The organism is Kitasatospora sp. MBT63 (assembly GCF_000710465.2).
In the GTDB taxonomy this organism is placed as follows: domain Bacteria; phylum Actinomycetota; class Actinomycetes; order Streptomycetales; family Streptomycetaceae; genus Kitasatospora.
Window position 1 is genome coordinate 1 of record NZ_JAIZ01000787.1, and the last position, 11,224, is coordinate 11,224.

The 11,224-nt window shown below is 72.9% G+C and carries 14 protein-coding genes and 1 pseudogene; 9 read left to right on the forward strand and 6 right to left on the reverse strand.

The features are described from left to right. Nucleotides 1-242 precede the first annotated feature (242 nt). The gene (locus tag AA75_RS40955; protein ID WP_033825589.1) at nucleotides 243-656 is read left to right on the forward strand and encodes a hypothetical protein; all 414 of its coding nucleotides are present in this window, start codon (nucleotides 243-245) and stop codon (nucleotides 654-656) included. A 54-nt stretch (nucleotides 657-710) separates the two neighbouring features. On the opposite strand, the gene AA75_RS40960 is transcribed toward AA75_RS40955, so the two are convergent. From AA75_RS40960 to AA75_RS50490, 4 genes are all read right to left on the reverse strand, one after another. Further along, nucleotides 711-1,211, reverse strand: coding sequence for a hypothetical protein (locus AA75_RS40960; RefSeq protein ID WP_033825590.1), 501 nt, complete (start codon nucleotides 1,209-1,211; stop codon nucleotides 711-713). 116 nt (nucleotides 1,212-1,327) lie between these two features. Further along, nucleotides 1,328-1,873, reverse strand: a complete 546-nt coding sequence (locus AA75_RS40965) for a DUF6328 family protein (protein ID WP_033825591.1) — start codon at nucleotides 1,871-1,873, stop codon at nucleotides 1,328-1,330. A 29-nt stretch (nucleotides 1,874-1,902) separates the two neighbouring features. Further along, nucleotides 1,903-2,430 carry a histidine phosphatase family protein gene (locus AA75_RS40970; protein WP_033825592.1) on the reverse strand — a complete coding sequence of 176 codons (528 nt, stop codon included), beginning with the start codon at nucleotides 2,428-2,430 and terminating at the stop codon, nucleotides 1,903-1,905. After that, a complete protein-coding gene (locus tag AA75_RS50490) occupies nucleotides 2,427-2,639 on the reverse strand; it encodes a DUF6479 family protein (RefSeq protein WP_033825593.1) in 213 nt (70 codons plus the stop codon). Before AA75_RS50490 ends, AA75_RS40970 begins: the two co-directional genes overlap by 4 nt. 356 nt (nucleotides 2,640-2,995) lie before the next feature. Here AA75_RS50490 and AA75_RS40980 point away from each other — a divergent pair, with 356 nt between their 5' ends. The 4 genes from AA75_RS40980 to AA75_RS40995 all read left to right on the forward strand — a co-directional run bounded on the left by AA75_RS40980 (nucleotide 2,996) and on the right by AA75_RS40995 (nucleotide 5,949). Further along, complete coding sequence (locus tag AA75_RS40980) at nucleotides 2,996-3,556, forward strand: hemerythrin domain-containing protein (protein WP_033825594.1); 561 nt, start codon at nucleotides 2,996-2,998, stop codon at nucleotides 3,554-3,556. Between the two features lie 215 nt (nucleotides 3,557-3,771). Then, the gene (locus tag AA75_RS40985; protein ID WP_033825595.1) at nucleotides 3,772-4,287 is read left to right on the forward strand and encodes a hypothetical protein; all 516 of its coding nucleotides are present in this window, start codon (nucleotides 3,772-3,774) and stop codon (nucleotides 4,285-4,287) included. 97 nt (nucleotides 4,288-4,384) lie between these two features. After that, entirely contained in the window at nucleotides 4,385-5,437 is a 1,053-nt protein-coding gene (locus AA75_RS40990) for a DUF2804 domain-containing protein (RefSeq protein ID WP_033825596.1), read from the forward strand. A gap of 71 nt (nucleotides 5,438-5,508) precedes the next feature. Next, nucleotides 5,509-5,949, forward strand: a complete 441-nt coding sequence (locus AA75_RS40995) for a VOC family protein (RefSeq protein ID WP_033825597.1) — start codon at nucleotides 5,509-5,511, stop codon at nucleotides 5,947-5,949. On the opposite strand, the gene AA75_RS41000 is transcribed toward AA75_RS40995, so the two are convergent. Then, entirely contained in the window at nucleotides 5,918-6,685 is a 768-nt protein-coding gene (locus AA75_RS41000; RefSeq protein ID WP_033825598.1) for a DUF6193 family natural product biosynthesis protein, read from the reverse strand. The genes AA75_RS40995 and AA75_RS41000 overlap by 32 nt on opposite strands. A gap of 238 nt (nucleotides 6,686-6,923) precedes the next feature. Between AA75_RS41000 and AA75_RS41005 the strand changes: the two genes are divergently transcribed. The 3 genes and pseudogenes from AA75_RS41005 to AA75_RS41015 all read left to right on the forward strand — a co-directional run bounded on the left by AA75_RS41005 (nucleotide 6,924) and on the right by AA75_RS41015 (nucleotide 9,620). Then, nucleotides 6,924-8,762: a glycoside hydrolase family 15 protein gene (locus tag AA75_RS41005; RefSeq protein ID WP_033825626.1), complete on the forward strand. Its 1,839-nt coding sequence runs from the start codon at nucleotides 6,924-6,926 to the stop codon at nucleotides 8,760-8,762. 292 nt (nucleotides 8,763-9,054) lie between these two features. Beyond that, a pseudogene (locus AA75_RS53160) lies at nucleotides 9,055-9,252 on the forward strand (stage II sporulation protein E); the annotation flags it as partial. Continuing rightward, entirely contained in the window at nucleotides 9,249-9,620 is a 372-nt protein-coding gene (locus AA75_RS41015; RefSeq protein WP_033825600.1) for an STAS domain-containing protein, read from the forward strand. The pseudogene AA75_RS53160 and the gene AA75_RS41015, both read left to right, overlap by 4 nt. A 94-nt stretch (nucleotides 9,621-9,714) precedes the next feature. Here AA75_RS41015 and AA75_RS41020 read toward each other — a convergent pair whose 3' ends face one another. Beyond that, nucleotides 9,715-10,245: a hypothetical protein gene (locus AA75_RS41020; RefSeq protein WP_063794541.1), complete on the reverse strand. Its 531-nt coding sequence runs from the start codon at nucleotides 10,243-10,245 to the stop codon at nucleotides 9,715-9,717. A 237-nt stretch (nucleotides 10,246-10,482) separates the two neighbouring features. Here AA75_RS41020 and AA75_RS41025 point away from each other — a divergent pair. Continuing rightward, nucleotides 10,483-11,224, forward strand: a 742-nt coding sequence (locus AA75_RS41025) for a HAMP domain-containing protein (protein ID WP_033825601.1), incomplete at its 3' end; no start/stop codon positions are given.

Here is an 11,224-nt window from a genome sequence, read left to right on the forward strand (position 1 = left end):
GGCTGACGCCCCGGCGCCGCGGGAGGGCGGCGGGGCGCGGGCCGTCGTCCGTGGCGTCCCGTACCGTGCGGGGAGTTGGGCCGGACGGAGATCGTGAGGGACTCGCGGCCACCGGGGGGGTGGGCGGTACGTCCCCGGCAGCCGGCTCGGGACAGAGATGGCCGGACCTCACCCCCCCAGCTGCGGCCCGCCCGCCCGGATCCGGCGGGTCGCGAGGCGCGGGCTACCGCTATCGTTCGGGCATGGACATGCGGGCCGAAGTTGCGCTGCTGATCGACGAGGCCGAGCGTCAACTCAACGACGGGGTATGGGATCTGACGCCGGGTGATCGCGCGCTGGCGCGGCAGGCCGCCGCTGAACTGAAGGGCGCCGTCGGCGGGCCCGACAGTGAGGGGCACCCGGCGGACATCGACCGGCTGGAGCACCTGCGCGAAGCCCTCGCCGTGCTGGCGATCGCGCTCTCCCGCACCCACGGACGGCTGGCCTGGTTCCTCGCGGGGGGAAGCGCTGCACTCTCGCCCGTCCTGCACTGGCGGGCGCTCCCCGCCGGCGACCGTCCGGCCTTCAACACCGTGCGCCCGACCCCGCAGCAGTACGCCGATGCCGAGGACGCCGTACGCCGGCTCGGCGCCATGCTCACCCGGCTGGGCACCTGATCCCCGGGCCGAACCGGGTGTCGCCACCCGGTTCGGGCCTGCGGGGCGTACCGGTCAGGCCACCGGGGCCGGGGGGTCGGTGAGGCCGTCGATGAGGAGGCCGTCGAGTCTGACCTGGTACCAGACGTCGGTGGTGGTTCCGTCGTCCCAGGTCTGGGTGAGGATGACGGTGGAGTGGCCTTCGGGGCTGGTGTCAGCGGTCCGCCAGGTGCAGCCGTTGGGGACGTTCTGGGAGCGGAAGACGGGGTCCTTCTGATGGGTGGCGCTCCACTCGGTGAGGGCGTCGTCGAGCTCCGGGGTGAGGTACTCCTTGCGGACGTCGACGGTGCTCTTGCCCTCGCTGTGCTGCTGGAGGACCGCATCCCGGTAGTCACTGAAGAACAGGGTGACCTGGGCCTCCGGTCTGGTCTGCCGGTGCGCGACCGCTGCCGCCGGTGCGGCGGCCGGCCGGCTCCCGGCCTGGGCCGGGGAGGCGAGAAGGGTGGTGCCGGCCATGAGCGCGGCGCAGCATGCTGCGGCGGCCACGGCGCTGCGCAGCTTCGTACGGTGGGACACGCGGGTCTCCTCGGGACACGGGTGCTGACGGTCGGTCAGTTGCCGCCAGTGAATCACCCGTGGACGAACTTTCCGTGCAGGCGCCGGCTCCACGGTGCCGGCCGCCGTGGTGTCGCTCACGGCGGCGGGGAGCCTCGTCGGCCTTCCGCCCTGGCGCGCTCTCCGCGGCGCAGGACGAGGTAGGGGAGCAGTAGCCAGGAGGTGGCGAACCATGCCGTGACGGCGGCGCTGACCGCCCAGGCGACGGCGGGGTTGCCGGTGGCGGTCCGTAGCAGGAGCAGGAGCGCGCAGCCGATGGTGAGGGCGAGCAGGGCCAGGCCGGCGGCGACCATGTGGGAGGCGGTGCGTACCAGCGCGGGTTTGAGGTCGTGGCCGGCCAGGAAGCGGTGGAAGGCGACCGGAGCGATGAGGCTGCCGGTCGCGCAGGCGCCGAGGGTGACGGTGATGACGTAGAGGTTGTGGTCGAAGCTCCCGAGCGCGGCGAAGACCGGGGTGAAGGCGACGCTGATGAGGAAGCCGAACAGGATCTGGGCGCCGGTCTGCGCGACCCGGACCTCCTGGAGCACGTCGTTCCAGCGGCGGTCGGCCTGCTCCTGGGGCGTCTCGTCACGGCCGGGTCCGCCGCCGCGGCCGGGCGGTGCGGGGTCCGGGGTGTGGTCCAACGGTCTCATCTCTTTCGGGGCCCGGGTGGTCAGGTACGCGGGGACCAGTAGGCGTCCAGGTGAGCTGTGCCGTACGCGATCCGCGCCCAGGGGGTGGGTACGGTCAGGACGACGATTCCGGCGGTGTCGAAGCCCGAGTCCGCCAAGCGGGCCCGGACCTCGCCGGTACGGTCGCCGACGAGGCCGAGGGCCAGGTCGAGGAAGCCGGGATTGTGGCCGACCACTGCCACGGTGGCCAGGTGCTCGGGAAGCCGCCCGAGCCGGAGGAGGAGACTGTCGGCGTCGGCCCGGTACAGGGCCTTCTCGAAGTCGGCAGCGGGAGGTTCGGGCATTTCGGCGGCGATCAGGTCCCAGGTCTGCCGGGTGCGGACGGAGGTCGACACCAGCGCCCGGTCCAGGGCCGGGCCGGGCCCGGCGAGCCAGCGGCCCGTGCGCGTCGCGTCGCGTCTGCCGCGCCCGGTCAGCGGCCGGTCGTGGTCGGGGTGCGCGGCCTTGTGTTTCGGCTCCGCCTTGGCGTGCCGCACCAGCACGACCCGGTGGGTGGGTTCCCGGCTCACCTCGGTCCTTCCTGTTCGCGCCGGTGCCGGCCGGCGCCGGGACCGACGGCGCCGGTGGGCGGCGGCTCGCGGTCCTTGCGGCGCTGTCCCAGCACGAAGGCCAGGACGAGCCCCAGGACGAGAACGGCGCCCACGGTGATGAGCCACAGGTGGGCGCCCGCCCCGTCCGCGGCGAGCGGGATCTGCAGTGCGAGGTCGGTGGATGCCATGCCCGGCGCCTGTCCGCTGACGTTCCCATCAAACAACCGCGGTCAGCGGCCGAGTGCGTCGGCGAGCTGCTTCCACTTCATCGCCGCCGTGCCGGGCGTTCCTCAGGCGGCCTCGGGGTGCAGGAGCACCTTCGTCCAGCCGTCGATGCGTCCGGACTCCCCGGGCCCGTGGCCGGGCGCCTACCCGGGCCGGGCCGCTCCGCCGCGCCCGCCACCCGCCTGCCGCGCCCGCCACTCCCGCCGTGCCCGGTCCGTCGGCCGGGTGGACCGATTCGCCCTGGATAGTCCGGCCCGACCCGGGCAGACGTAGCGGCACACGGACGAATTGAACCGAGCCATCGAGAGGCGGATGCGTGATGGGGCACGGCGGAAATGTGATCGAAGAACTGATGACCGACCACCGGGAAGTGGAGGAGATGTTCGGGCGGCTCCGGGCCATGACCGGCCGGGGGCAGGAACTGCGTGACCTCATCGACGAGGTCACCATCGAGCTGGTACGGCACTCGGTCGCCGAGGAGGAGTACCTGTACCCGGCGGTGCGCAAGCACATCCGGGGCGGCGACAGCCTCGCGGACCGGGAGATCGAGGACCACAGCCAGGTCGAGAGGATGCTCAAGCAGCTGGAGGAGATGGACACCGACGACGCCGGGATGGGCCCGCTGCTCCAGCAGCTCATGGACGAGGTCTCCGCCCACGTCCAGGACGAGGAGGAGAACCTGTTCCCGAAGCTGAGCCTGGCCTGCTCCGGCGACACGCTCAACGACCTCGGCAACAAGATCCGCCGGGCCAAGGCGATGGCCCCGACCCGCCCGCACCCCTCCGCCCCCGACACCCCGCCGGCGAACAAGATCCTCGCGCCGGGCGCCGGCCTGGTCGACCGGGCCCGTGACCTCGTCACCGGCCGTGGCAGGTCCTGACCGAACCCACCGGCACACGGACGGCAGGGGGGGCCGCGCCCGCGCGGCCCACCCTGCCGTGTCCGGCGGCGTACGGCGTGACGCGGGTCATGTCCCCGGATGCGCGGGCCTGCCTACACTGGTCGGCCACGAACGGGGCAGCGCAGCCCCGCGCCGACAGCTCGCGTACCCGGCCCCCCGGGTACGGGCGAGCCTGCCCGAGGGACCTGATCGCCGTGCCCAACGGTCTGACACCCGTCGCCGCCGCCAGCGCCCGCTGGCTCCTGAACGCCTACCCGCCACCCCCCGGTGCCTTCAGCCGGGTCCTCGCCGAGGCCCAGGCCCGGCAGGCCACCGCCCTCGCCGCCGCCCTGCGCTACCCCACCGCCCTGGACGTCCACCTGCTGGACCTGCTCGGCCCCGGCGGAGCCGACCACCTGGACCGGCTCACCGGCCACGCCCCGCACCCGGACGACACCGCCTGGCGGACCTGGGTCGACGAAACCGTCGTCAGCTGGGCCGCCTGCCTGCTCGCCGACCCCACACTCGCCGACCGGGCCCTGGCCGCGGCCGGGCACCACACCGGCGACCCCCGCCGCCTCACGAGCCCTAACGCCGACGACACCGCCGCAGCGGCCCTGCTGCGCCACCCGGACCTGCTGGAACCCGTCGCCGGCCTCCACCGGGCCGGGCTCCTGGACCTGCTGGACCTTCTCGACCTGCCGGACCCCGCGGGAGCGACCCTGCCGTAGGGCCGCCCGTCGAGCGCGTCCACCGGTCGGGCCGGTCGCCGGGCACGGCTTGGTCACGTACCGGGGCTGCGGGCCGCCGACGCCGTAGGGTCCCGCCATGGCCACGCATGAGCGAGAGATCACCGAGCCCGTCGACCTCTGCCTCGACGACGGGCGGCTGGACCCGGCGGCGGTCGGCTGGTCCCGGCGGCCGCTGCACCGCAGCGCGATCCGCGGATGGGGCCGCACCAAGCGCTGGGAGTACTGGTGCGTGACCACGCCGACCCACCTGGTCGCGCTCACGGTGAGCGATCTCGACTACCTGGCGCTGAACTCCGTCCATGTGCTGCGATTCGGCGCCGACGGTCCGGCGCGGGAGTTCGAGCGCACCGCGATCGTGCCCGGCGGGCTCGGTGTCCGCCTTCCCGACGGCATCGCGGGGGCACCGGGCTGTCCACCCGTACGCGTCGGGCCCGAGCGGCCCGTCCGGGGCCAGGTGCGGATCGAGATCAGCCAGGCGGGCGGCGGAACCCGGCTGCGGGCGCGGTGTGTCGACCCCGACCGCCGGCCCGTCGAGGTGGACCTGCTCGCCGAACTGCCGCACGGGCACGAGACCCTGTCCGTCGTCGTCCCCTGGGGTGAACGCCGGTTCCAGTACACCTCCAAGCACACGGCTCGGCCGGCCTCGGGGACGGTCCGCATCGGCGACGAGGTGCTCGGCTTCGGCGACGATGCCTGGGCCGTCCTCGACCACGGGCGCGGACGGTGGCCGCACCGGGTGGCGTGGAACTGGGGCGCCGCGTCCGGCCGTACGGACGGGCACACCGTCGGTCTGCAGTTCGGCGGCCGGTGGACCCGCGGCACCGGTTCGACGGAGAACGCGCTGTGCGTGGACGGCCGGATCTCCAAGATCGGCGAGGAGCTGGAGTGGCGGTACTCGCCGGGGGACCCGCTGCGGCCCTGGACCATCCGAGGCGGTGGACCCCACGAGATCGAGCTGACCTTCACACCCTTCCACAACCGGGCCACCCGCACCGACCTCGGCCTGCTCGCCAACCGCACCGACCAGTGCTTCGGTCACTACTCGGGGACGGTCCGCACCGACGAGGGCGAGCGCATCGCCGTCGACCGGCTGCTCGGCTGGGCGGAGGACGTCCGGATGCGGTGGTAGCGGCCTGGAATCTCGTAGCGGACGGCAAGTTGAGCCCGTCGGTGCCGGACCCGCTTCCTATCCTGGGGAACATGACCATTCAGCGCATGGACAACGTCGGCATCGTCGTCGACGACCTCGACGCCGCCGTTGCCTTCTTCACCGAACTCGGCATGGAGCTGGAAGGCAGGATGCCGATCGAAGGCCGCTGGGCGGGAAAGGTCGTCGGGCTCGACGACATGCGGAGCGAGATCGCGATGATGCGGATCCCGGGCGCCCCGGGCCGGCTCGAACTGGCCAAGTACCACACCCCGAAGGCGATCAGCCCCGAACCGGCGACCACCCCGGCGAACACACTGGGCCTGCACCGCGTCATGTTCGCCGTCGACGACCTCGAGGACACCCTCGCCCGCCTCCGCCCGCACGGCGCCGAGCTCGTCGGCGAAGTGACGCGCTACGAGGACAGCTACCTGCTCTGCTACCTCCGCGGGCCGAGCGGGATCATCCTCGCGCTGGCCGAGCAGCTGAGCTGACGACTGCTCCGACCGTGACAGGGGCAAGGCCGGAGGGCAGGTTGCGCACAGCCGCTGCCACGGCTTCCTCCGGCGTCGTTGTCCCGACGAGCACCTCACCCATGTAGCGCGCGCTGACGGTGTACCGGTTCTCCCGCTGCGCGGCGGCCAGGCAGATCGGAACGACGGTCAGGTGAGGGCGGGTAGTGGTGGAGAACCGCAGCGTCCAGTGGCTGGTGAACGGGTAGAGCCGCCGCAGCGCCGGCTCGGCACACGCCGCCTCGACGAGTGCGTGGTACTCGGGCCAGTCCACCTCGCCCGCCTCGGTGCGCAGGTGCTGCCACTCCGACTCGGTCAGGAGCACCGGATCGTGGTCGGGCACCTCGAAGCGCCCGGTCAGGTGCACGAACGGCGCTGCTCGGCGGATCTCGGCCAGCTCCGCCCCGCCGTGCCAGGCCTGCGCGGCCCGGACGATCTGGGCGAGATCCGCCGTGTCCCCTTCGACGAGCGCCATGTCCTGGAACGGCTCGCACCCGCGGATCGACCAGCGTCGTTCGACCGTCCAGGCCGAGATGGCCAGGGGAGTCCGATGCGGAACCGTGCTCGCGGCGGTGGCACTGCGCAGCGGGTCGCCCTCCCGGACCGTGAAAGGGACGGAGAGGCCTTCCCCGGCCGCGGCGGCCCGGAGCGCCGCGCCGAGGCTGCCTTCGGCCGCGATGTCGGGATACAGGACGGCTGGATCGGCGGAGGTGGACATGGATCACGATTGTGCCGCAGCGGCCGTCCCGTGGCACAGCCGGTCCGCCGGCTGCGGCGCCCTTCCTGCGCCCGAGGCGCCGGGTGTCTCCGAGCAGCCGGAGGGGCCGGGTCCGGGCCTCCGGGCCCGGGTGCGCCCGTTCGCGGCGTACCGCTCCTTCGGCACCGGGGCACGCCGCGATCTAGCATGAGAGACGAGATTCGGCTCGATGCCCCGCACCACCGGTGAGGAGGCGGCCATGGCGCTGGACGGCAGGGGCGGACCCGGGGAACCGGACGGCTCCCGGTATCCGCCGATCTCCGAGCACGGCCTGATCGGCGACCTCCGTACCGCCGCGCTCGTCGCCACCGACGGCACCATCGACTGGTACTGCTGCCCGCGCTTCGACGCACCCAGCGTGTTCGCGTCCATCCTCGACGCCGACCGGGGCGGCAGCTTCGAACTGGCCGCCGACGTGCCGGCCCGGACCCGGCAGTTCTACTTCCCCGACACCAACGTCCTGATCACGCGGTTCTTCGCCGCGGACGGGGTCGCGGAGATCCAGGACTTCATGCCCGTCGTCGACGAGTCCCGCGAGGCCGACCGCCACCGGCTGATCCGGCGGGTGCTCTGCGTCCGCGGGGTGCTCCCGTTCCGGGCCAAGGTCGCCCCGCGCTTCGGCTACGGCACCGAGCCGCACACCGTGCACCTCGACGGGCACGAGGCGGTCTTCCGCTCCCCGTCCCTGACGCTCGCGCTGACCACCACCGCGCCCCTGGAGAGCGACGGCGTCGACGTGTGGTCGCACTTCAAACTCCTGGAGGGCGAGTCCCACGTGTTCGCCCTCGACCGGATCGGCGACGACCTCGCCCCCCGGGCCTGTCCGCGCGCCGAGGCGCAGGAGCAGGCCGAGGCGACCGTCCGGTTCTGGCGCCACTGGCTGTCCCGTTCGCAGTACCACGGACGGTGGCGGGAGATGGTGCACCGCTCGGCCCTGGTCCTGAAGCTGCTCACCTACGTGCCCACCGGCGCGATCGTCGCGGCGCCGACGACGAGCCTGCCCGAGCAGATCGGCGGCGAGCGCAACTGGGACTACCGCTACGTCTGGGTCCGCGACGCGGCCTTCTGCGTCTACGCCATGCTCCGGCTGGGCTTCACCTCGGAGGCCGAGGCGTTCATGGGATTCATCTCGGAGCACGGGATCCTGCGGGGTACCAGGGAGCGCGGCCCGCTGCAGATCATGTACGGCATCGACGGGCGCCGTGACCTGCCCGAGTACGAGCTGTCCCACTTCGAGGGCTACCTCGGGTCCGCGCCGGTGCGGGTGGGGAACGCCGCCACCGGGCAGCTCCAACTGGACATCTACGGCGCCCTGATCGACTGCATCTACCTGTACGACAAGTGGGGGCAGCCGATCAGCAGCGGCCACTGGGACGAGGTCGGCGCCGTGGTGGACTGGCTCTGCGAGCACTGGGACCAGCCCGACGAGGGCGTCTGGGAGACCCGGTCGGGCCGGCGCGAGTTCGTGTACTCGCGGCTGATGTGCTGGGTCGCGCTGGAACGGGCGATCCGGATCGCCAACCGGCGCGGGCTCCCCGCCGACCTGCCCCGCTGGCGGCAGTCCCGGGACGCGATCTACCGGCAGATCATGGCCCGCGGCTGGTCGGCCGAGCGTTCCGCGTTCGTGCAACGGCTCGACGGCAGCGTCCTCGACGCGTCCCTGCTGATGATGCCGATGGCCAAGTTCGTCTCGCCGACCGACCCCAAGTGGCTCTCGACACTGGACGCGCTGTCCTCGGACCTGGTCTCGGACTCCCTGGTCTACCGCTACGACCCGGCGGCCAGCCCGGACGGACTGCGGGGCCCCGAGGGCACCTTCTCGATCTGCTCCTTCTGGTACGTCGAGGCGCTGGCCCGCGCGGGCCGGCTGGAGGAGGCCCGGCTGGCGTTCGAGAAGATGCTCACCTACGCCAACCACGTCGGCCTGTTCGGCGAGGAGATCGGCCGGACCGGCGAACAGCTCGGCAACTTCCCGCAGGCGTTCACCCACCTCTCGCTGATCAGCGCCGCCTTCAACCTGGACCGCGCGCTGGGCTGACGGCGGCGTCGCCCGCGGCAGCGTCACCGGCCGCCGCACCCGGACGAACGCCGGTCGGGGCCCGCTGCGAGGTGTCCCGCACTGAGGCCGGTTCCGGCACTTCGCCGGGTCGTGCCGGGAAAACGGCTGGTTGTGCGCTTCGCCCTGGGTGGTTCCGGGCAGGCGCGGAGCTGTCGGAGATATCGACCCGGCCCGCCCCGGCCCCGGGCCGCGCACAGGCGGGTCCGTACGCGGGAGAGCCAGGGCGGCCGATGCGAGGGAGCCGCAGTGGACGTCGAGCGAGACCGAGACCGAGACCCTGTGCCTCCTCATTCACGCCGTCCTCGACCACCACGGCGGGGTCCTCCAGGACGACGCCACCGCGCTGATGTGCGAATGGCTCGGCCCCACCCCGGAAAGCACCGCACCGGCGGCCGCCCTCGCGGGCATCCCCTTCGACGACCACTCCACCGCAGGCCCCACCACGCAGGACGGGAGCAGCCGGCCATGACGTCAGCCCTTCGCATCGACATCGCCGCCACACGTGGGCACACGACCGCGCTCACGGCGGCCGGTGAACTCGACCTGATGACAGCACCGGCGCTCTACCGCCGCGTGCAGGAATCCTTCGGAGGCCGCGGCGCCGTGCTCCTCGAGCTGAGCGGTCTCACTTTCTGCGACTCCTCCGGCCTCAACTCCCTGATCCGACTCCGCCGCCGCGCCCAGGAGACGGACGGTCGGCTCGTCCTGGTGGCGCCGTCCCCGCAGATGGCGCGTCTCCTCACCGTCACCGGTGTCGGGGAGATCTTCGAGATCCAGGACAGCCTGAGGGACGCCTGGGCAGCGCATCCGGTCCCGGGGACACCGCCCCGGACGTGACCGCCTGTCGACCGCTCCTGCGCGACGGGCCCGGCCGGGGCGGCAGGCAGGAATGCCGAGGGCGCCGCACGGACGTCTCCGGTCACCGGCACCGTCAGGGAGAGGGTGCGGCGCGGTGGTGGCCGGTGCCGTGCGGCGCGAGCACCTCGGCGCTGACCGCGTCGTGCCAGCCGTTCAGGAGGCGGGCCTGGTCGTGGGCGCGTTGGGTGAGGCGGTCCAGTTCGCCGGGGTCCAGGCGCGGATCCCGGTCGGCGATGGCGCGCAGTGCCCGCCAGAGCGCGGTCTTGCCTTCGACACCGGCGCGCATCGTCTCCAGTTCGATCAGATCGCTCAGTGGGGAGCGGCGTACCAGCGTGCCGTTCGGCTTGAGGCGCCCGAGCCGTTCGCCGGCCAGGCCGAGCCAGGTGCGGTAGTGGCGGACCGGTACGCCCAGGCGGTTCATGATCCGTACGAGGTCGTTGCGGTCCTGCTCCACGTCCTGTGCAAGTCGGCGCAGTGCCGAGGCGCGGGCGGGGTCGGGATGGGTCCCTGCCATGCGGCGGGCGAGGGCGCTTCCGCCGAACGCGCCGGTGAGGTGGTCGTTCAGGTAGATGTTCAGCGGATCCGTCCGCAGGTGTGGCGCCATCGTCCGTCCTCCGAAGACCTGGGGACCGTCGTGAGCAGCCCCGCCGGGCCGTGACGCCCTCCATCCTTGCGCGACCCACGCCCCGCTGCCCGCCCGCGGGCCCTGCTGCCGACGGCCGGCCGCGTCGGCGGCCGGTCTCCGGCGCTGCCGGTCCGTGCCCGGCCGCCCGGCTCCGCCGCACCCGCCGACGCCCTGTGCCAGAGTGGGAGGAGCGTTCGCGACAGCGAGGTGACGCGCATGGCACTGCCAAGCGAAGCGGCCGACCAGCCGTACCGGGACGCGCTGGAGGCACTCCTCGCCGGCTTGACCGCCGTACGGGACGGCGACCTCACGGTCCGGCTGAGGAACGGCTCGGAGGGGCTGCCGGGCGCCGCGGCGGCCGTGTTCAACAGCATGGTCGAGCAGCTCGCCCTGATCACCACCGAGGTCACCAGGGTCTCCCGCGAGGTGGGGGCCGAAGGCCGGCTCGGCGGCCAGGCACGGGCGGTCGGCGCCGACGGTGCGTGGGCCGGTCTGGTCACCTCCGTGAACACCATGGCGGACAACCTCACCGACCAGGTGCGCAACATCGCGCAGGTCACCACCGCGGTCGCCAGGGGTGACCTGTCGCAGCAGATCACCGTGCCCGCCGACGGCGAGATCCTGCAGCTCAAGAACACCGTGAACACGATGGTGGACCAGCTCTCCTCGTTCGCCGGTGAGGTGACGCGGGTCGCCCGCGAGGTCGGCACCGAGGGCATCCTGGGCGGCCAGGCAGACGTCAAGGGCGTCTCCGGCACCTGGCGGGACCTCACCGACTCGGTGAACTTCATGGCGTCCAACCTGACCGGGCAGGTTCGCTCGATCGCGCAGGTCGCCACCGCCGTCGCCGACGGCGACCTCTCGCAGAAGGTCCGGGTGGACGCCCGCGGCGAGATCCTGGAGCTGAAGGAGACCATCAACACGATGGTGGACCAGCTCTCCTCGTTCGCCGGTGAGG